Here is a 21,130-nt window from a genome sequence, read left to right on the forward strand (position 1 = left end):
AATTTTGAGTTCAGCCTTGGTCTTCCACAAGTTCATTTATTGCTTTCCAGATACGCTCACAATTTTTCCCATCCGCAGAAAGCATGTGCTTATCTAAATATTTTTGGGATGCTTCAATACAGCAACCAGGGTTTTCTAATCCCTTTTGAATTTGATCCATCATGGAATCAAAATTCCTCGCCAACATTCCCCCATTATCTTCAGGGGAATATTTCCATATAAACTTAATGGAATCTACTTTTTTCTTACGAATGCCAAACAGGGTTTTATTCAGCCACATAAACGACTCATCTTTACTTTTTACAGGGTATATGTGAACCGTTGGCCGGTGCGTTGCATAAAATAAATTGGCAATACTACTGAAGTTTGTCACCAACAAATCTGAGACCTGCAGATCAAGAAAATTGTCTGGATGATGATCCTTAAACTTTAATACGATGTTATCATATCTTGTTTCCAGGCTTTGCAAAAACTCCAGGTAATGGTGTTCAAATCGATAAGAATCGTGCAAGCGCAGAATTACATTTACATCTTTCTTTTTAAGATCGGTTAGCAGCTCGTTGAATAATTTATCCTCATCACCCCAGTGCGAAAATACTTCTCCATAATGCCAGGTTGGTGCAATCAGTACCGTTTTTTTGTTTACTACATCAAAAGGATAATAAGGCTGAAGTTCTTCTTTGGATACTTTTTCCTGCAAATAATCATGGCTGGCTGATCCAAGATTAATACAATTTTCCGGGTCAAAGCCGCTTACTTCTGTACGATGTTTGAAATCAATTTTCCCAAAACTCGCCCATTTGATATCAGGATTAGGTTCCTTCATCGTACCCCAGGTCAGCTTTATATTCCGGTGAAGCCATTTGAATTCTTCTTCATCATTAGGCCCCTTCCACCCATAGCCATGCCACAGAATCAAAGCTTTAGGACTCAATTTACGAAGTGGAATATTGTTATCCATAATAGTGATATCAGGATCAAAGCCTTTTACACCTCTGATCAAGGTCATCTTATTGGAGTTATACAGCTCTACATCCAGGTCCCAAAAATCAAAAATACCTTCTTGCTTAAATTTTTCCGCATCCTCCAATAGCACTTTTACTTCAGAGTTGGTCTCCTCGGTAAGATATTTGGTAAAACTCAATAAGTCTGCGCCAAAAGTAGTGGCGTAGATCAATACTTTCATAGAATGAATCCTAGTTAGTTGCCCTAAAAGTTTTAATTATTCCCATAAAGACCTAACCTAAAACCTGCTTTTAAAATAGTCACTAATCTTTGCTGAGTAATTCCAGCTACATTATTGTAATTCGCTACGTGATTATATCCTGTATCCAATTCAAACCAAAACTTCGAATTTGGCTGGTACAATACGTGAAGACCACCTCTTACCGTATTCTCCTCCTGCCCTGTTAAGATCAAATCTATGATACTGCCATCGGAATTCCTGCGGTTAAAATCCTGGTTAATCACCTGTTCCCCTTTTGAATAGTACGTAACATAAGGTGCCGCCATAAGCCCTTTTACATGCTGATCCAGAAAAAATTCCGGATAAACTTTAACCTTTATATAGTCATTTGTCGGGGTGCCAATTCCTCTATTCAAATATAAGTATCGTCCTTCTGCCTGATCAGTATTATAGGTTTGATAGGCAACAGCTTCAAACTCCAGATTCAAATTTAAAGCAGAACTTTTTGGGGCATAGCTCAAAGAAGACAGAAATGTGAATGTAACCGGTTCACCTTCATTGGTTGTATGTTCAAAATCATCAATTAATAGCTGACCGTTCAGGGTTATATTCTTGAATTGGGTCCATACCATGCCACCGAAAAGCAGATTGTTTGTGTCATCCCAGGGTAAATTATCCGATACAAATACATGCGCCAATAATGGATTACTATATTTCAAAGAGAGGCCTGCATTATTTCCCGAGTACAGGATCGCTTCAAAGAAGCTGAATCTTAAATTAGGTAAAGGATGAAAGTTCAAGCGATGAAGGGAAAGAAATCTGTTTTTTGAACCGTCCTCAAAATAGGTTTCGCCCACAAAAACGTCATTCTCTGAAATATCATTTAGTTCTCCGATAATACTTTGAAAAGAAAAATACTTACCGCCAAAGCTGATATTCAGATGATCAAAAGAACGGGCATTCGTACTAATAATAGATGAAGCCTCTCCATACTTGCCCCAGTGATGATTATAACGGCCCAGCATAATCCTTATATCCCCTTTTTGATAACCTGCATAGGAATCCTCAGCCCTGATAAATAATCGTTTTGCCGCATCAATTCCATCAGGATCCTGATCATAATAGTAGTCATGACGGAAGGAAAATTGTCCAACAAAATTCTGCTTTTCCATGTATCCGGTAACAGTAGCTGCTGGATACACATACAAATTTTGGTTCAAAGGATTTATGGGATCGAGCCGCTCGGTATCACTTAACACCGGAGAAGCAGAGAACTCACCCCCAATTTCATTGTCTGCCAGATTATTAAGATTTACTCTCTCTTTTATAAAATTTAGCCAAATCTTCTCATTTGCTGACAGTCTTTCTTCATCAATCTTATTTATCGATTGCTTAACCTGTCCATATGAATAAGGCAAAACAGTAGGGTCAAGATCCAGCATTTTCCCCCGATGTTGCAAACGCTGGATATATTCATACGTGTAGTCTGAAAGCGTCAGTATCCTGCTATCTTGTGCATACAAGCTAACCGAAATAAGAGAAATAATTACTGTAAGAAGAGCGCCTTTAAGTCTTTTAGTCATCAAGAAAACAGGTAATGAATCTTTTTGAGAGCAAACAAAGTTAATTCACGATAAACTTTTTATGAAATATATTTTGGAATCGCATATTTCCTGAACATCAGCTCAACAATACAAAAAGATTTACCATAATTCTTGGTGATCACGCCCTGGCAGCTCTTTTTCTCAAACTCTCCAAAAGAGGTTCAAATCCTTTTTGGTTAATAATGCGCTGGAACTGGCGATTATAGGAAGATGCCGTTGATACATCATCAATTTCCATATCTACTATTACCCATTCGCCGCTCATGTACTCCATTTCATAATTAACAGGAGTACGCACATTTTCAAGCTGTGCCAAAGTTTCAACCCGGGCCTCATCACCTTCTACCTGAATATCCTGATAAGTGATTTTTGCTCTGTAGATATCCAATTTATTTAAAGACTGATCTCTGACTATGGTCGCAAAAAGGTCCACAAACTCCGTTCTTTTTTCTGTAGAAATAGTATCGAAGGTTTCTTCCAAAGCTTCCTTCGCCATAGCTTCAAAATTGATAACGCCATTAATAATTTCTTTAAGCTTCTGACGCTGTTCATCCGTGTACTCTGTTCCTTCAGGACCAACAAGTTCCTTTATTTGTACATCTCGTTCTTCCAGAAGGTTTCTTACATCTTCTGAGGTCTGTTGGGCAACTGCAGTTGCCGTCATGAAAAACCCTATTAGAATTACTTTGATTCCGGTGTTAAACATATTCATTCGTCTTAATCAATTGGTTATTAACGTAGTTAACGGAATACCCGCCGATTTATTCAGTTTGGCCAGAGATGAATTATACTCAAAAATTCGCTGCTTTAATTGCAGCTTAAGTTCAAGTTCTTTCCGCATGGCATCAATCAAGTCCTTTACTTCACCCATACCAAAATCATAGTCGAGTTGTTCCTGCCGTAACCAGCGCTTTGAGGTAACCAGCGCTTCATCAGTCTGTTCTACCTTCACATCAGCCAGGGAAGCTTGCCTGTAATTTGTATTCACTTCCAACAAAATACCATCCTTTGCGGCATCCTGGGCATATGTAACTTTCTTCAGTTCAATTCTGCTTCGTTCTATATTAGCTTTTATAGAAAAGAAATTAAGCTTCTGGCGAATTGTAAATCCAAAACCACCACTGAAGAGGTTTGTATTGTTCTGAATGAATGGATTTGACTGACGGGGCCGATTCGGTGTATTGGCAAAGTTTAAATACCCGGCCAGGTACAAACCGGGCAAATTTTGTTTCTTCTGAGAAGTAATGTACGTCTCAGTAGCTTCCTCTCCCACTTTAAGTGCTTTTAATTCTGGTCTGTTGTTAAAAGCAGCATTTTGATAAAAATCGACTGATTCAATATTTGCGGCTACAGGATCAAGAAACCGAACTTGTGGTTCATAAACTTCATTCTCTTCATTCCGGAGCACATAGTTCCAGGTCTCCTTCACAAAGTTCATGTTCTCTTTTACTTCTGCTTTCTGAATCTCGAACTCTGATTTATAGATCTCAAATTTAAAAACTTCAGATTCATCGAGGCTGCTATCGCCTTCTTCTTTCATTTTGTTTATCTGGCGTTCAACCTGGTCTACTTTATCCTGAGCCTCATCCAGCAAACGCTCAATTTCCAAAGCCAATACATAACTGAAATATAAATCAAACAGCCTTAGTTCAAGATCGGCTTTCTTTGCCTCAAAACTATGCTGAGCTGCTTCAGCTCCCAGCCTTGCGGCTTCAACCGCTTTATTGATTGCTCCCCATGTAAAAACCGGCTGTACCGCTGAAACCTGAAATTTGGTGAAAACAGCCCAGTTGCTCCAGTCATTTCTGAGGTTTGGATCTAAATAATATTCGTCTTCCTGAAGATCGGTCCTGTCGCTTTCTACACCAGGAACAAGCCCGTGTTGTGTATCTAACCTTAAGTTAGGTACTATGCGCTGTGCCTGAGCCTGCTTGATTTGGTTCTCGGCAATTTCAACTTCCTGTCTTTGATACTTAATCTGACCAGAATTATTCAGTGCTTTATTCAGGAATGTATTGAAATCAACTTGAAGAGTATCCTGAGCTATACCCACAGAACTAAAGGTGAGTAAAAGACTTACAATCGAAAAAAGAATTCGTGCTGTCATATTAATTAGTTGGTTTGAGGCGTAAACGCATGCACGATGATATTATTTAAAACCCATTATATAAAACAGAAATAGCCCCAAAAGGGGCTATTTAATGCGGAGAGCGAGGGATTCGAACCCCCGGAGACCGTGAGGCCTCAATGGTTTTCAAGACCACCGCATTCGACCACTCTGCCAGCTCTCCTAATTTTCACTTAGTGCCTGAGCACCAGATACAATCTCAGAAATTTCTGTTGTAATTGCACTTTGTCGAGCCTGATTGTACTCAAGGCGTAAATCTTTTTCCAGCTCCTTCGCATTTTCAGTTGCACTGTCCATTGCGGTCATTCGTGCACCTTGCTCCGAAGCATTCGATTCAAGTACGGCTCGCCATAGCTGCATGTTTAAATGCAAAGGCAATAATCGATCTAATATTGCTTGCGAATTCGGCTCGTAAAGGTAATCAATAGCTTGCTTAGATGCATTATCAGAATCACTTTTTGTGATATCTTCTGTATCTATAGGAAGTACCTTTTGAACTTTACGGTTTTGTGCAATTACAGACTTAAATTCATTGAAGGCGATATACACTTCATCAAAATCGCCATCAACAAACTGTGAAGTCGCAGCTTCCATTATACTTGATGCTGCATCGTATTGAATATCATCAAAAAATCCGGGGAAGCTGTTGGTTACTTTATATTTTCTCTTTTTGAAGTGAGCAGAAGCCTTTTTCCCAATAGTCACCAGTGATAATGTTTTATTATCGAGGTGCTTTTGAAAATCTTTATGAAGTCGGTTTTCAACTTCCTTAAAAAGATTATTATTAAAACCTCCGCAAAGTCCTCTGTCAGAACCTACCACTATAAAGAGCACATTTTTAACCTCTTCGGGTTTACGCATCACTGGATTAGTAGCATCGCTATTTTCAGCTAGCCGACCTGCAACTTCCTCAATCTTAGATGCATATGGACGCGTTTGTGTCATGCGATCCTGTGCTTTTCTAAGCTTGGCAGCAGCAACCATTTTCATAGCTTTGGTAATCTGCTGTGTATTATTAACAGATGATATCCGGTTTCGTATGTCTCGAAGATTCGCCATCTATGCTAATTCTTTAGTTGGTTGCTTTAACCTGATCAATTATGGATTCCGCTACTTCGATGAGTTTATCTCCAAAAGCATCATTCAGCACTCCGCTCTTAGCTAATTCACCCATTTCATCTTCATACTTGATGCCAATAGTTTCGAGATATTGATTCTCAAATTCTCCGATTTGCTCTACAGCGAGCTTATCGAGAAGGCCTACATCATTCACTTTCAGAAGCGCGATTTGCTGCTCTACCGGTAGCGGCTGATATACATCCTGCTTAAGTAATTCTACCGTACGCTCTCCTTTTCGGAGCTGAGCCTGAGTAGAAGCATCAAGGTCGGAACCGAATTTAGCAAAAGCTTCCAGCTCACGATACTGTGCAAGGTCAAGTTTCAATGTACCTGACAACTTCTTCATTGATTTCACCTGAGCAGATCCACCTACACGAGATACAGAAGTACCCACATCAATAGCTGGGCGAATACCCTGGTTAAACAAGTCCGTATCCAGGAAGATCTGACCATCGGTAATAGAAATTACGTTCGTAGGAATGTATGCAGATACGTCACCCGCCTGAGTTTCAATTACAGGAAGTGCCGTCAATGACCCTCCGCCTTTTACTTTTGGTTTTAACTCGTCAGGAATATTGTTCATTTCGGAGGCTACTTTATCATCATTAATGATCTTAGCAGCACGTTCCAGAAGACGGCTATGCAGATAAAATACATCACCGGGATAAGCTTCACGGCCCGGAGGTCGTTTCAGCAAAAGAGAAAGCTCACGATAAGCTACCGCCTGCTTAGAAAGGTCATCATAGATTACAAGAGCATGTCGGCCGGTATCACGGAAATACTCCCCGATGGTAGCACCCGCAAATGGAGCAATATAACGCATCGGTGCAGACACACTAGCAGGAGCCGCAACAATTGTTGTGTACTCCATGGCACCATTTTCTTCCAACACCTGACGGATATTGGCTACCGTAGATCCTTTTTGTCCTACAGCAACATAAATACAATGAACAGGTTTATCAGAATTTTGAGTAGCTTTTTGATTAATAATGGTATCAACGGCTACTGAGGTCTTTCCGGTCTGGCGGTCACCAATAATCAACTCACGTTGTCCGCGACCAATAGGAATCAAAGAGTCAATAGCTTTCAATCCGGTTTGAAGAGGTTCTTTTACCGGTTCACGGTAAATCACACCCGGAGCTTTTCGTTCAAGTGGCAATCGAATGGTTTCACCGCTTATAGCACCTTTACCATCAATGGGATTACCAAGAGGATCAATTACACGACCAAGCAAGCCTTCACCTACGTTGATAGATGCAATATCATTGGTACGTTTCACGGTATGCCCTTCCTGAACTGCGCTTGACGCGCCAAAGAGTACAATACCTACGTTATCTTCCTCAAGGTTAAGTACCATTCCGGTTACAGGTTCGCCTTTTTCATTTTTTGAATCTGGCAATTCAACCAATTCACCGGCCTGTACTTTTGAAAGCCCATATACACGTGCAATACCGTCACCTACTTCAAGTACGGTACCTACATCGTAGGTATCAGCTTCGTTGTCAAAGCCTGATAATTGTTTTCGTAATATGGCTGAAACTTCGTCTGGTCTGACTTGACTCATTGTTATCTAAGATTAATAAAACTGTTTTAATTTATTCCGTTGCTGTATTCAGGAATACATCTTCAAGCTGTTCCAACTTATGCTTGATGGTACCGTCAATAACTGTATCAGCTATTTTAATGGCCATGCCGCCTTTCAGGTCTTCCTGCACTATAACAGAGATGTTCACCTTTTTACCGGTCACATCTTCCAGTCTTTTAACGACCTGACTCTTCTGTTTGTCATCCATTTCTTTAGCAACAAAAACTTCCGCTTCAATAATACCTGCATATTGATTGTAGATATTGATAAAAGCAGCAGCAATTTCGTCTAGTATGTTTTGACGATTTTTGCGCGCTATAAGAGTGATAAACCTGTAAACCAATTCACTGAGCTCACCTTCAAAAAGAGCTTCAAGTGCATTTACCTTTTTATCTGGTTTGATGACCGGGCTCTTCAAAAACAATTGCAGATCGCGTGAGTCTTCGATTGTGTTCTTTACAAACTGAACATCCTCAAAGGTACGCTCTACAGCATCCTGTTCTTTGGCGAGCTCTAAAAGTGCAGTGGCATAACGGCGTGCCGCTTTAGATACCAGCATTTATGATCAATTAATTTTTTGGAAGGTCGGACAGAAAACTATCCACCAGCTTGTTATTCTTTTCACTATCAAGCTCTGAGTCTATAATGATAGAAGCAGATTTTACGGCAAGTTTTGCCACCTCTTCTCTCAATTCAACCAAAGCTTGTTTCTTTTCTTGCTCAATAGAAGTTCTGGCTTGCTCAATAATTTGATCAGCCTCTTCTTTCGCTTTCTTGATGCGTTCGGAGCGAATTAATTCCGCCTCTTCAGCAGCTTCTTTACGAATCTGCTGTGCTTTTACTTCAGCTTCCCGAAGAGCTTTCTCGTTATCTTTAGAGATTTGCTCGGCTTTAGCCAGAGCTCTCTCTGCAGACTCCAAGGAGTCTTTAATTTTAGACTCTCGCTCTTCAAGCGCTTTCATAATTGGGGGTACTGCATATTTAGACATCAAAATGATAAACACGACCATTGTGATGGCAATCCACCAGGCAAACCCGGTGTTAAATGAGAGTAATCCCCCTCCGCCTGCTAAAAGTAGCATAGAGTGTAACACGATATTAACCCAAGAAGATGATCAGTGCACAAATAACCGCACAGAAGAGAGCAACACCCTCAATAAATACTGCCGTTAAAAGCATCGCACCACGGATATCTCCAGAAGCTTCAGGCTGACGTGCAATACTTTCTGTGGCCGCCTTACCAATCATTCCGATTCCAAGTCCGGCACCAATTGCTACGATTCCTGCTCCAATACCAGCTGCTAAAAGTCCCATATTTCTTTTGTTTTGTTTTTAGTTGATTATGGTTTTTTAAGTTCAATTTGCTTGTTCAGCAATATGCTCTGCGTGATATCCTTCCTCATCATGTGCATGATCTTCAGCTGCCATACCGATAAATACAGCGGAAAGAATGGTGAATACATATGCCTGCAGTAAAGCCACGAAAGCTTTAAGGAAATATAAAGCTGCAGTAAGAGGTACAGATAACAAACCTGCCATCCCATAGGCCCCACCGGGACCAAAGAGATCAGCAAAAATGAAGATTAACCCGAGAATCGCGATAATCATCATCTTTCCTGATAACATGTTGGCAAAAAGTCGAATAGCGAGTGCAAAAGGCTTGGTGAATAGCCCAAGAATTTCAACCGGCGTTAAAATCAGACGTGTCCATCCTGGCACGCCAGGAAACCAGAATACGTGAGCCCAGTGATCTTTAGTGCCACTGAACTGAGTAATGAAAAACGTGATGGTAGCCAAAGTAGCTGTCACCGTTAAATCAGCGGTTGCAGTAGCCGCCCATGGAAGTAATCCAAAAAGGTTCATGAAGGCAATCCCCATGAAAATGGAGAAAAGGTACGGTACATACTTTTTATATTTGTCATCGCGAATATTATCCTTGGCAATATTATCACGAACAAACTCAAACAGGATCTCAAAGATATTTTGAAAGCTCCCCTTTGGCTCGGTATCACGGCCAACACCTTTTTTGTATTTACGGGCCATAGAGATAGTAATCCAAAGAACCAGGATTATGCTAATCCAGAAATACATTAAATGTGAAGTAATAGAGAAATCTACTTTAATATGCCCGCCATTAGCTGGCACAATAGCTCCAGCCTCAGACATCATAAACTCATCAGACGCCTCAGCTTTTTTTGTAGAACTGTAAAAACTTAACTGAGCTTCACCTTCTGCTGTTTCCCAATAAAAAATGCGGGGCAGATAAATTTTCCCAAATGGCGTTTTGAAATAATCGTGATCAAGAACAGTGCCCATTACGTCGATTATTGGCTCATCACTGGCTTCCGCCTGATCTGCCGCAAAAGTATTTGAGGTGCTTATACTTAAAAATAAAAGAGTTAAGAAAACTCGACGCAGGGTTTGAATCATTGTCTTTAACTGCCGCTCTTTTGAAGAATTTTGTTAATAAAAATCATTTCCGTTACAGATTGGCAAAGATAGGAAATTATGAAACTAACTGTAAAGTAGATTTCATCAATTTTTGTCACTCCAAGCAAAATTCCGAACAAAATCAGCACTAATAGAAAGCGAATGGCTGTAGAGAAGAAAAATATTTTTATAAAGGTGCTGGTTTTGGTCTCTCTGAAGGTATCAAAAACCCACGCACTGCTGATTACAAACACGCAGCTGAGCATCACGCCGGTTACGACGGCTATACCTTCCTGTTCCCCAACAATAAAAAATACCCCTGAGAGTAACATCAAAAATCCGGATATCCATAGTGTGTTTTTAACTACGCTCCGGTCACTGTTTTTTATCATTATCCTGTTGATTTAGCTTTTTTGCTATTCGTGCAATCATCAACCCGAAATTGAACATACCCACTAAAACCCCGGTTAGAGTGAGCCAGGGAGTTAGTTCAAAATATAGATCAAGATAGTATCCGCCAACAATAGGCAGGGCCATTGATACAGCAATCTCTACCCCAAGGCCTACATATTCAGCATATTTATCGGGCAGAAGGTTATGAAGCAATTATTTGTGGGTCAGGATTTTACTTTGGTATCGCTGGCGTAATCAGCATCGCTTTTCTGAGAAAGTTCTTTTGCGTCTGACCCCATCCGGCATGAGCCATTTATTTGAGCACCCTCTTCAACGATAAGAGTTTTGGTGTAAATGTTTCCATCAATAATGGCGCTCTCTCTGAGAGTAAGTTTGTTAGATACCTTCACCTCTCCCTCTACTCTACCAGCGATATCAGCATCAGATGAAGTGATATTTCCAATAATCTTACCGTTTCCGGTTACTATTAGTTTTCCTTTTGAAACCGCCTCTCCGTCAATGACTCCGGCTATGCGAATATCGGTCTGGGAATTAAGGTCTCCTTTGAGTTTGGTACCCTCACTCAAAATATTTACTGCGGGCGAATGGTTTGTATTCTCAGACACGTTATTAGTATTTGTAGATTTTTTTGAATTTAGCATAACTCGATTTTATTTGATTAAATAGACTTCCGGATTTTGAGGTACTCCATTCTTCCAAATCTCAAAATGGAGATGCGGCCCTGTACTTAACACTCCGGCGTTTCCAATTTCGCCCAGAATATCACCTTTTAAAACAAGGTCGCCTTCCTTCTTATTTAATTTCGAAAGGTGCTTATAAGTTGTAACCACACCTTCACTGTGTTGCACGGATATTACATATCCATTATTAATTGTCCAACTACTATTAAAAACGGACCCATCAGCAATATTGATAACGGGTTCGTTATTTTTTGTGGCAATATCTAATCCATAATGTTCGTCATCAGGTAAATAGCCACGGGTTAAGGATCCCTGTACCGGGTACCTGGCTGGAAAATCCGGTGCCGCCTTAGACACATTTGAAAATAACACTTCGTTCTGGCTAAGCCGATCGAATGAACCTGTTTGCTCGAAATTTATAAAATCTGAGTTTTGAAAAGGATCATTGGGATCGAAAAAATTATCAAAGCGCTGATCCATCGCCAGCGTGGTATCAATGCTCAACCGTATGATATTCTTCATTTCCCTCAGCTGCAAATCACGCTGGCGAAGAGAATCTTCCAGGGCAATAGCTTTTTCTGTTACATCCATAATCTGTGCGCGAATTTCAGCATCATCAGTGCTATATAATAATCCTCCTAATGGAGTTAACATAAACACCAAAGCTACGAAAATGGCGAATACCGTAGAAATACCCAGTATCATTCCAAACAACCCATTGGGATAAACCCTGTAAGAATTATCCTCATCGGGCTTGGAGTCATCCAGCAAAATGACAGTAATTTTCTTCTGTCGCTGTTCAAATAATTTTTTAAGCAGATCAATCATTGCTTTTCAAGTTACTACAATCACATCTATTTATTGAGTAGAAATTTTATTCAGAATAGTGGCTAATTTTCCTGTTAAAATTCTTCGGTTATAGGATTCCACCACTTGTTCCGAGTATTCAGGCCAGCTATCATTTTCATAACATTCTATGATATTCATCAGCTGTTCCTTGATTTCTGCCACATCATATGGATCTGCTAAAAACGCTTTACCATAATCAAGCAGCATCTCTTTAGCACTCCCTTCAGGTACAAGACCAAGAATTGGCTTTTTTGTTGCAAAATATTCACTGGTTTTTCCCAGAGAAATGATTTCGGGGTTTTTCTTTTGCCCGATATTCAGCCATAACACATCCGCATTCATTAAATTCTTTACGGCCAAATCATGATTCACGTACCCGAAATCCAGAACCATAGAAGACAAACCCAGATCATTTATCAACTTCCAGTGTTGTGCATTTAATCCTCCCTGGAATTGAAGTTCGAGCCTATTCTTTAGCTCCGGCTCATTCTCAATCAACTTATATACTGCTTTTAGAAAAGAATCTGGCCGGCTTTCAGGATAAAAAGTGCCACTATATAAGAACTTCAGTTTATGGAGTGAACCGGAGGCCATCTCTTCTGCTGATTCAAAATCTTCAGGATCGTACCCATGACCTATGACTTCAACATCTTTTAGCACCCGTGACTTTATGCTTCCCGCAATTTCAGCATTGATAGTTAGCAGGGTGTCAGCTTTTGTTAGCGTATCAATTTCCAGCTGTTGCATTTTATTCTTATGCAGGGCTGTGGGGTAATTAATCAAATGACTCTCAACCCAGTCATCCCTCAAGTCCATAATGGTTGGCAAGCCAGTCTGTTCCTTTAGTCTTTGGGCAAGCATCAAATTACTATGCGGAGGTCCGCTGGCAAAAACAGCATCTATTTCTTTCTCTTTAAAGAGTGTAAGCGCCTTCTCTAATCCCGGTTCAATCCAGCTTTTTTTGTTGTCTGGTATATAGAAAAAAGTTGACAGCCAGCGCAGAACTTTTGCAATTGTACCTGGCACTTTTACTTTTCTGGGACTCTGTCCGACCCGGTGAAATGGAGTATTTGCTTCTACCCTGTGAACTTCTATGTTCAAAGACTGTAATTCTTCCTCAAGAGAGTCATCGAATGTGTGATAAGCTCCCGGCTCCGGACATAAAACAATGGGATTCCATCCAAACTCTTTCAAATACTTAGCAAACTTGAAAGGTCTTTGAACTCCGCTCCCTCCCATCGGAGGAAAATAATAGACGATGAAGAGTACGTTTTTCATTCCGGACAAGGCCGATCAGGAAACCGAGTAATTCGGTGCTTCCTTCGTAATCTGAACCGAATGCGGGTGACTTTCACGATAAGATGCCGCTGAAATCTGTACAAACTCAGCTTTTTTCATGTCTTCGATATTAGCAGCGCCAGCATAACCCATAGCAGCTCTTAGTCCGCCAGACATTTGATGAACTACTTCACTCAGATATCCTTTAAATGGTACCCGGCCTTCAATACCTTCGGGAACCAGCTTGCTGATATCATCTTCCACATCCTGGAAGTAGCGGTCTTTAGAGCCTTTGTTCATAGCACTGATACTGCCCATTCCACGATAGGATTTGTACTTACGGGATTCATAAATAATCGTCTCTCCAGGACTTTCATCTACCCCTGCAAACATCGAACCCATCATAACGGCATCGGCGCCTCCTGCAATAGCTTTAGGGATATCACCAGTTTGTTTGATACCACCATCAGCGATTAAGCCAATTCCTTTTTTGCGGGTAAACTCGGCCACCTCCATAACTGCACTTAATTGTGGAACTCCTACACCAGTTACCACCCGTGTTGTACAAATTGAGCCTGGCCCAACACCTACTTTTACCACATCAGCACCTGCTTCTGCCAGAGCTTCTGCCGCAGCTTTGGTAGCAATATTTCCACCAATCACATTGAGGTCAGGATAAGCTTCCTTAATTTTTTTGATTGTTTCGAGTACACCTTTGGAATGTCCGTGTGCGGTATCTACAGTTATGGCATCCACGCTGGCCGCCACCAGTGCATCCACCCGATCCATGGTATCTGCTGTAACTCCCACTGCTGCCCCAACTCTCAATCTTCCCATCTCATCTTTACAAGCATTGGGGAAGTTCATCTTCTTTTCTATATCCTTGAAGGTAATAAGCCCAACCAGCTTATTATTTGCATCTACAATAGGAAGCTTCTCAACTTTATAATGCTGAAGGATCTGCTCTGCCTGCTTTAAGTTTGTTCCTTCTTTTGCCGTGATCAGGTCTTCATAGGTCATTATATCCCCGAGCTTTTTATTCAGCTCAGATTCAAACCGGAGGTCTCGATTGGTTACAATACCTACCAAAATTCCGGTATCGTCAACAATAGGTATGCCTCCAATTTTCTGCTTCTTCATCAGAGCACGGGCTTCCCGGACTGTTGCTCCTTCTTTCAGGGTAACCGGATCAACAATCATACCGCTCTCACTTCTTTTCACGAGCCGGACATGCTCGGCCTGATCTTCGATGCTCATATTCTTATGAAGCATCGCGATACCGCCTTCTCGAGCTAAAGCAATGGCTAATCGATACTCTGAAACTGTATCCATAGCTGCACTGATAATCGGAACGTTGAGTTTCAGCGTGGGCGTAAGCTGAACCGTTGTATCTACATCGCGTGGGAGAACCTGAGAAAAATTAGGGACCAAAAGTACGTCATCGTACGTAAGTCCCTGTCGCGTAATGCGTTCGAAAGGGGAAGAATCATTCATTTTGTACATGGAGAAGAAAATTTGGCTTGCAGTTTTTCAAAGATAAGGATATCTCTGTGGAAGTTCTGCATTGAATAACAATTTTTGTTGGGATTACGTAGAGCGACCAAACTTATTATTTATGAGCGATTCCAAGACATACTCGAAAAAAGAAATTAGCAAGATTCTCACCAAAGCTTCTGAAATTCAGGTTAAAAAAGATCTGTATGAAGATCAGGAGACTTTGTCTGAAGAAGATCTCATTCACATAGCCGAAGAAGTTGGTATTAGCAAGGAAGCCTTGCATGAAGCTCTAGCTAAAATTGGAGAACCTGACCTGGACGATCAATCCTATAGTTTGATAAAAGGAACTTCACGCATTCAAAATGTTTCTTCGGTAAAAGGTGAAATTAATGAGGACCAATGGGAAGACCTTGTTCTTGAAATACGGAAGATAACCGGCGGTATTGGCAAGGTTAAAAAAACGGGGAATACCTATGAATGGGAGCAGAGAAAAAGTGATTTTGGATATAAGCACTTCTCCTTCACTCCAAAAAATGGGCAAACGAAAATTCAGATGGTCAGTTCATGGGGACCCTTTAAAGCACTAACCGGTTTCCTGAGTTTTTTCTTCGCATTCATCGTTACCTTGATCGCTGTTAAAGAAATGAGCGGCAAGCAGCTGGCTTTGATGATCGCTCCTTTTGTAGGCTTGGGCGGATTTGCGATGAGTCGCTTCTTCATGAAAAGCTACTACCAGAAGCAGAAGAACCAGCTATATAATCTTACAACAGCTGTCTCACAGAAAATTGCATCCTTCAGTAAAAAATCCGAATCCATAGAGATCGAAAATGCAGATCTCTACCAAACCGAAGAGCATCCGGCTTCATCCCGGGATAAAGAACACAACTCCTAAAGCGGCTTTACTTTAAGTGCATTGATAGCTGCACTTAGTGAGCAAATTCCATCCTGAAAACTGCTTACCCAGTAGTGAATGGATTCTCGTCGGCGCTTCACAAAAGGATCGCAGGAAGAAAAGCGGCCTTTCAGCTCTTCGACCATGAACTTCACATCATCATTGATTTCAATTTTGAGCTCGTCTGGCAAACTTCCCCAGCCTAATAAATCAAACGCCTGCTGCATTTCAGCATATTCCTGATGGCTCTCTTTTTTAATTCTGTTTAGCAGTGGAACGGCAAATAAAGCAGCTGACTGTTCTTGTTTTGGAGTGATTGAAAGTGCATTGCTTGTCATGATCATTGGGTTTTGTTTTTTGATTTACTCAATAATAATGACTAAGAGTGACATCATAGTGTCACCCTTTTCTAAAAAAGATTTATAACATTCATATGCTAATTTAATTCTGCTGATAAATTCAGTTTATAGAAGTAGCAATTTCAACTAAAACCCATGAATTATGCTCTTCTCTAAGCCTTTTCGATCAGTAGCTAAAATAAATGGATCTTCACTTGCCGACATAGCCTTTTTATTACTCATCTTTTTCCTGGTTACAACAACTATCAATGTTGACACAGGAATAGGTTTAACCCTGCCCCACCCGCTTAATGACACTAAACAGGAAATTAAAGAACGGAACCTGATGAAAATTCTGGTTAATGCTGAGGGTGAGGTAATGATGGATAATAAGAAGGTTCAGGTTAGCGAAATAAAAAACACCCTGAAAAGCTTCATCAATAATTTTGGAGAAAACCGGGAATATTCCGAGTCCCCTCAAATGGCCATCGTCTCACTAATGACTGTAAGGGAAACTCCCTATAAGGTTTATATCGACATGCTGGACGAGGTTATGGGCGCCTATGATGAACTCAGAAATGAAAAAGCTATAAAAAGTTATGGAAGGTCTTACCCAACATTGAATGACTCAGAAAGAAAATACATCAAAGAAAGTTATCCCAAAAAGATCTCCATTGCTGAGAAAGATAGCCGTTAATTACTCCGGATAAATACTCTTTTTCGCGGCCAGAAGCGTATTCTTCATAAGCATGGCAACCGTCATAGGACCTACACCACCAGGAACAGGAGTAATCCAGCTGGCTTTTTTCCTTACGGATTCGAAATCAACGTCACCAACCAGTTTATAACCTTTTTCGGTGGTCTCATCGGCAATGCGGTTAATTCCCACATCAATAATTACTGCTCCTTCTTTGATCATCTCCGCCTTAATAAGATGAGGCTGCCCCGCTGCTGCAATCAGAATATCAGCTGAAATGGTATGCTGGGTTAGGTCTTTGGTGTATTTATGACAAATGGTTGTTGTGGCCTTTCCGGATGAATTCTCCCGGGATAGCATGATGGCCATTGGTGAACCTACAATATTACTGGCTCCCACTACCACGGCATGTTTGGCTTTTACCGGAATGCTATAATGCTTGAAAAGCTCCATGATTCCTGCCGGAGTGCAGCTGCGGAAACAAGGCTGATCTACCGTTAATCGTCCTACATTCATGGGGTGAAATCCATCTACATCTTTCCGGTGATCTATGCTTTCAATCACATCATGGGAGGACAAATGAGAAGGCAACGGAAGCTGAACCAGTATCCCGTCTACTGAATCGTCCTGGTTATATTTATGAATGATGGATTTAAGTTCTTTTGCTGAGATAGTGTCTTGCAGGATCTCGGTATGAGTTTCGATACCCACATCCTCACATGCCCTGGTTTTGGCACCGGTATACACTTTGGAAGCGGGATCATCTCCAACCAAAATCACCTGAAGAAATGGAGCCCTGTTTCCCTTTGCTTTCCAGTCTTCCACATCCTCGCGGACCCGGTTTCGGACTAATTCTGCTACTTGTTTACCATCGATAATCTCTGCACTCATGCTATCGCTCTATATTATACTTTTTCATTTTATTGTACATGTGGCTTCGCTGGATGCCGATACTCTCAGCCGTCTGGGAAACATTCCAGTCGTTCTTTTCCAACTGCTTTACCAAAAATAAGCGTTCTGCCGTTTCCTTGAAATCCTGAAAATCTTCTGTCTCATCGGCCAGTTTGCCCAAATCTTCTGCTTTTAAATCTCTTGTTTTGAGCACATCATTCACAATTTCCCTGGTTATTTCATCGTCGGAGGATAAAATACCGAGCCGTTCAACAGCATTTTGGAGTTCTCTTACATTTCCGCTCCACTCTTTTTCCATAAGCGATTTAAGTCCATCATCGCTAAAAGAAACGGAAGAAAAGCTTATATCCCGGTCTTTCAGATTACTCAAACAGGCGTTGGCAATGAGCGGGATATCTTCCTTCCTTTCTCTGAGAGCCGGCACTTTAATGGGGATGACACTAATCCGGTGAAATAAGTCTTCCCGAAAATTTCCTTCATCGATCTCTTCTTCCAGGTTTTTATTTGTGGCTGCAAGAATTCTCACATCAACGGAAATAGCTTCATTGCCACCGACCCGGCTAATCCTATTTTCCTGTAAAGCCCGAAGTACTTTTGCCTGGGCTTCAAGGCTCATGTCTCCGATCTCATCCAGAAAAAGCGTGCCTCCGTCAGCTTGTTCAAACTTTCCTATCCGTTGATCTGATGCACCGGTAAATGCTCCTTTTTCGTGGCCAAATAATTCGCTCTCCAGTAAGTCAGACGGAATAGCGGCGCAGTTCACTTCTACAAATGGTCCTGAACTGCGCGGACTTTTTTCGTGAATCCATTTTGCCACCAGCTCTTTACCAGTTCCATTTTCTCCGGTAATCAAAACACGTGATTGTGTGGGAGCAACCTTATCAATCAAAGACTTTATTTGTGAAATGGCTTTACTCTCCCCGATGATCTCCTGCACTTTAGGCAGCTTCTTCTTAATCTGTTTATACTCTTTCGCTAGATTTTGCTGAGAGAGTGCATTTCTTACAGATATTAATAATCTATTTAGATCAGGTGGTTTCTCCAGGAAATCGTAAGCGCCCATTTTGGTAGCTTCAACGGCAATTTCAATGGTTCCATGACCAGAAATCATGATAACCGGAAATTCATGACCGGCTTCCCGAATTTTTTTTAGTGTTTCAAGCCCGTCCATCCCCTGCATCTTAATATCAAGAAACATAAGATCGACATCATTCTTAGCTATAAAATCTAAAGCGAGCTGACCGCTTTCGGCCGTGGAAACAACATAGTTTTCATACTGTAGAATTTCTTCCAGCGTATTACGGATGGCTTTTTCGTCATCCGTTATCAAGATATGTGCTTTCTTTTCGGGCATGCGGGAAGCTAATCAATATTTTTCATACAGATACATCAAAATCTGCTCGTGAACGGCATCAATTGGGCGTACTTTTTCGGAGATAAAGTTATTGGTTGCCAGGCTTACAATGAGATTTTTTCCCGATTTTGCCTCAAAGTAACCACTGAGTGTTCTTACTCCGGTTACAAATCCGGATTTCCCTTTAAAGTTGTTGTACAGAGGTGTCCCTTTCATCCGATAGGCTAGCGTACCATCAATACCCGCAACCGACATACTATTGAAGTAGGCCCCAAACTCCGAATGATTCTGCATTTTAACCAACATGTCTGAAAGAATGCTTGTCTTGTTGAAATTACCTCCGGCCATTCCTGAACCATCATTCATCTGAACGTATGTGGTATCAATACCCAGATCTGCTATAAAATTCCGCACCTGTTTAATCCCATGTTCAAAGGACCCAGGCTGATTTCCGGCTTTAGCAGAAAGAGTTTTAAGCAACATTTCGGTGTAAAAATTATCGCTCTCTTTATTGATCCAGTCAACAAGTTCTGAAAGAGGTTTAGACTTATGACTTGCTACTACCTTTGAAGTATCGTAATCGAAAGATTGATTTGAGAACGCTATCGGGCCATTAAAAATGATTCCATTGTCATTCAGATAATTTTTAAAGGAATCCAGAAAAAACATGGGGGGATTATCAATCGAAAGAGACTCATCTTCGTAATAATCCCGGGGCAGGCTACTTCCCAATACAATTTGGTTCCCTCCCATTCCCCGTCGGTAGTATTCATCGTATTCAGTGGCAGGATGGGTAATCACCTGTTGATTTTTAAAATTCACATAATCGGTGCTGTCAGGAAACCATGTAATACGGGGAGTATCTCCAATTTCTCCTTCAGCAAACACTTCCAGATCCACGGCATTGTTATTAAAAGAAAGCGGGCTGATTTGAACTCCGTAGTAAAAAGAAAAGTCGTACCAGTCCCACCCTTTAGGGTAATACTGTTCGTCAAACAACCCAACATCGGCCATAAGCACCCCGTCAATTTGTTCAATTCCTTCCTTTTTAAGCTGATTCAAAAACTTTCTGAACACATGGTAGCGATCCTCATCATACAAATCACCACTTATGGATGGGTCACCACTACCTTTAAAAATCAGATTTCCCTTCCAGGTATTACCTACAAGCTCCCCATCTCCATACAAATTGGTCTGAAAACGGTAATCTGATCCAAAATATTCAAGAAATGCTGCAGTAGTGATTAACTTTTGATTGGATGCAGGAACGATAATTTTTTCGGAATTAAGGCTTTCCAACACTTTACCGCTCTCATCACGTACGGTAACCGCCCAAAATGCTTCCTGATTTGGAGCTTGGTCAATGATTGACTGAATATTTTGAGCATGGGTTAATTCCGCCAATAGTGCGAGCAGCAGAATAAGTGCAATGCGGAACGGAAGCTTCATTTAGCTTACAAAATATTTTTCTTCTTCACCCTGAAACGCATTCAAAATCTCGTCAGTGGAACTGCAGTTCAGGATAGTTTCACGAAAAGAACCACTGTTCATCAACCTTGAAATCCTGCTCAACAATTTAATATGCTGACTATTATTTGATTCCGGGCCTACCAACAGAAAGACCAACCGTACAGGTTCATTATCAATTGAATCAAAGTCGAGAGGCTCTTTAAGAAGAGCAAAAGCAGCCAGATTGTTTTCTACTGCTTTTGTTTTTGCGTGCGGAATAGCAAGCCCCTTACCCACTCCTGTACTCATGATTTTTTCACGTTCAAATACGGCTTTTCTCACCTGTTCCAATTGTTCTTTGGACTCCAATTTTTCCTCTAAAGTATCTACAAGAGCGTTTATGAGTTCTTTTTTGGAGCCAACTACAAAGTTGGGAAGAACCGTGGCTTGATCTAACAGCGAAAATAAATTCATGTAATTTCCTGGCAAAAATAAAGGTTCGATAGCGCTCGAATATAGGCAGTGAAGAGTGAATCAATCAAAGATTAATTCTTCCGATTTCTGTAAGCCAGGTAATTCATACGATTCTATAACCGATTTTTACAAATCAACCAAGGCCTGTCTTTTTTTAATAATGTTCCAATTCTACTTCTATTTAAGGGCTGGGAAATGTTACACAAGTAACGAAGCAAACATCTTTTATATATTCTACTTATCC

23 protein-coding genes and 1 tRNA gene are annotated in these 21,130 nt (G+C 40.9%); 2 read left to right on the forward strand and 22 right to left on the reverse strand.

From position 1 onward, the window contains the following. Nucleotides 1–10: 10 nt before the first annotated feature. The 17 genes from RIB15_RS00075 to guaB form a co-directional block, all read right to left on the reverse strand. Nucleotides 11–1,186: a CDP-glycerol glycerophosphotransferase family protein gene (locus tag RIB15_RS00075; RefSeq protein WP_350200100.1), complete on the reverse strand. Its 1,176-nt coding sequence runs from the start codon at nt 1,184–1,186 to the stop codon at nt 11–13. 32 nt (nt 1,187–1,218) lie between these two features. After that, a complete protein-coding gene (locus RIB15_RS00080; protein ID WP_350200101.1) occupies nt 1,219–2,769 on the reverse strand; it encodes a capsule assembly Wzi family protein in 1,551 nt (516 codons plus the stop codon). 139 nt (nt 2,770–2,908) lie between these two features. After that, on the reverse strand, nt 2,909–3,502 hold the full coding sequence (locus RIB15_RS00085) for an MlaC/ttg2D family ABC transporter substrate-binding protein (RefSeq protein WP_350200102.1): 594 nt from the start codon (nt 3,500–3,502) through the stop codon (nt 2,909–2,911). Between the two features lie 9 nt (nt 3,503–3,511). Further along, nucleotides 3,512–4,897, reverse strand: coding sequence for a TolC family protein (locus RIB15_RS00090; protein ID WP_350200103.1), 1,386 nt, complete (start codon nt 4,895–4,897; stop codon nt 3,512–3,514). A 97-nt stretch (nt 4,898–4,994) separates the two neighbouring features. Further along, nucleotides 4,995–5,081, reverse strand: a tRNA-Ser gene (locus RIB15_RS00095). Next, nucleotides 5,081–5,977 (reverse strand): ATP synthase F1 subunit gamma, encoded by an 897-nt coding sequence (gene atpG / locus RIB15_RS00100; protein WP_350200104.1) that lies wholly within the window; start codon nt 5,975–5,977, stop codon nt 5,081–5,083. The genes RIB15_RS00095 and atpG overlap by 1 nt, the downstream gene beginning before the upstream one ends. A gap of 13 nt (nt 5,978–5,990) precedes the next feature. After that, nucleotides 5,991–7,601: a F0F1 ATP synthase subunit alpha gene (gene atpA / locus RIB15_RS00105; protein WP_350200105.1), complete on the reverse strand. Its 1,611-nt coding sequence runs from the start codon at nt 7,599–7,601 to the stop codon at nt 5,991–5,993. A 31-nt stretch (nt 7,602–7,632) separates the two neighbouring features. Beyond that, entirely contained in the window at nt 7,633–8,181 is a 549-nt protein-coding gene (gene atpH, locus RIB15_RS00110; RefSeq protein WP_350200106.1) for an ATP synthase F1 subunit delta, read from the reverse strand. Between the two features lie 10 nt (nt 8,182–8,191). Beyond that, nucleotides 8,192–8,704, reverse strand: a complete 513-nt coding sequence (gene atpF / locus RIB15_RS00115; protein WP_350200107.1) for a F0F1 ATP synthase subunit B — start codon at nt 8,702–8,704, stop codon at nt 8,192–8,194. Between the two features lie 16 nt (nt 8,705–8,720). Continuing rightward, nucleotides 8,721–8,936, reverse strand: a complete 216-nt coding sequence (gene atpE / locus RIB15_RS00120; RefSeq protein ID WP_255132016.1) for an ATP synthase F0 subunit C — start codon at nt 8,934–8,936, stop codon at nt 8,721–8,723. A gap of 42 nt (nt 8,937–8,978) precedes the next feature. Next, nucleotides 8,979–10,052, reverse strand: a complete 1,074-nt coding sequence (gene atpB, locus RIB15_RS00125; RefSeq protein WP_350200108.1) for a F0F1 ATP synthase subunit A — start codon at nt 10,050–10,052, stop codon at nt 8,979–8,981. A 5-nt stretch (nt 10,053–10,057) separates the two neighbouring features. Then, nucleotides 10,058–10,444 carry a hypothetical protein gene (locus RIB15_RS00130; RefSeq protein WP_350200109.1) on the reverse strand — a complete coding sequence of 129 codons (387 nt, stop codon included), beginning with the start codon at nt 10,442–10,444 and terminating at the stop codon, nt 10,058–10,060. Beyond that, complete coding sequence (locus RIB15_RS00135) at nt 10,428–10,658, reverse strand: AtpZ/AtpI family protein (RefSeq protein WP_350200110.1); 231 nt, start codon at nt 10,656–10,658, stop codon at nt 10,428–10,430. Before RIB15_RS00135 ends, RIB15_RS00130 begins: the two co-directional genes overlap by 17 nt. An 11-nt stretch (nt 10,659–10,669) precedes the next feature. After that, the gene (locus RIB15_RS00140) at nt 10,670–11,107 is read right to left on the reverse strand and encodes a bactofilin family protein (protein ID WP_350200111.1); all 438 of its coding nucleotides are present in this window, start codon (nt 11,105–11,107) and stop codon (nt 10,670–10,672) included. 9 nt (nt 11,108–11,116) lie between these two features. Further along, on the reverse strand, nt 11,117–11,974 hold the full coding sequence (locus RIB15_RS00145; protein WP_350200112.1) for a M23 family metallopeptidase: 858 nt from the start codon (nt 11,972–11,974) through the stop codon (nt 11,117–11,119). A 30-nt stretch (nt 11,975–12,004) separates the two neighbouring features. Further along, nucleotides 12,005–13,273, reverse strand: a complete 1,269-nt coding sequence (locus RIB15_RS00150; RefSeq protein WP_350200113.1) for a glycosyltransferase — start codon at nt 13,271–13,273, stop codon at nt 12,005–12,007. A gap of 15 nt (nt 13,274–13,288) precedes the next feature. Further along, on the reverse strand, nt 13,289–14,776 hold the full coding sequence (gene guaB, locus RIB15_RS00155) for an IMP dehydrogenase (protein ID WP_350200114.1): 1,488 nt from the start codon (nt 14,774–14,776) through the stop codon (nt 13,289–13,291). Between the two features lie 112 nt (nt 14,777–14,888). On the opposite strand from guaB, the gene RIB15_RS00160 reads away from it, so the two are divergent. Further along, nucleotides 14,889–15,662 (forward strand): hypothetical protein, encoded by a 774-nt coding sequence (locus RIB15_RS00160; RefSeq protein ID WP_350200115.1) that lies wholly within the window; start codon nt 14,889–14,891, stop codon nt 15,660–15,662. Here RIB15_RS00160 and RIB15_RS00165 read toward each other — a convergent pair. Beyond that, entirely contained in the window at nt 15,659–16,000 is a 342-nt protein-coding gene (locus tag RIB15_RS00165) for a hypothetical protein (RefSeq protein ID WP_350200116.1), read from the reverse strand. The two genes, RIB15_RS00160 and RIB15_RS00165, sit on opposite strands and share 4 nt — an antisense overlap. A gap of 163 nt (nt 16,001–16,163) precedes the next feature. Here RIB15_RS00165 and RIB15_RS00170 point away from each other — a divergent pair, with 163 nt between their 5' ends. After that, entirely contained in the window at nt 16,164–16,697 is a 534-nt protein-coding gene (locus RIB15_RS00170; RefSeq protein WP_350200117.1) for an ExbD/TolR family protein, read from the forward strand. Here RIB15_RS00170 and folD read toward each other — a convergent pair whose 3' ends face one another. From folD to RIB15_RS00190, 4 genes are read right to left on the reverse strand one after another with little or no spacing between them, the layout of a single operon-like run. Next, nucleotides 16,698–17,588 carry a bifunctional methylenetetrahydrofolate dehydrogenase/methenyltetrahydrofolate cyclohydrolase FolD gene (folD, locus tag RIB15_RS00175; RefSeq protein WP_350200118.1) on the reverse strand — a complete coding sequence of 297 codons (891 nt, stop codon included), beginning with the start codon at nt 17,586–17,588 and terminating at the stop codon, nt 16,698–16,700. Nucleotide 17,589: 1 nt separating this feature from the next. After that, entirely contained in the window at nt 17,590–18,963 is a 1,374-nt protein-coding gene (locus tag RIB15_RS00180) for a sigma-54-dependent transcriptional regulator (protein ID WP_350200119.1), read from the reverse strand. A gap of 12 nt (nt 18,964–18,975) precedes the next feature. Continuing rightward, nucleotides 18,976–20,412 carry a D-alanyl-D-alanine carboxypeptidase/D-alanyl-D-alanine endopeptidase gene (dacB, locus tag RIB15_RS00185; RefSeq protein ID WP_350200120.1) on the reverse strand — a complete coding sequence of 479 codons (1,437 nt, stop codon included), beginning with the start codon at nt 20,410–20,412 and terminating at the stop codon, nt 18,976–18,978. After that, complete coding sequence (locus tag RIB15_RS00190; RefSeq protein WP_350200121.1) at nt 20,413–20,886, reverse strand: PTS sugar transporter subunit IIA; 474 nt, start codon at nt 20,884–20,886, stop codon at nt 20,413–20,415. Nucleotides 20,887–21,130: the final 244 nt, after the last annotated feature.

Origin of the sequence: Gracilimonas sp., assembly GCF_040218225.1 — a bacterium.
Classification (GTDB): domain Bacteria; phylum Bacteroidota; class Rhodothermia; order Balneolales; family Balneolaceae; genus Gracilimonas.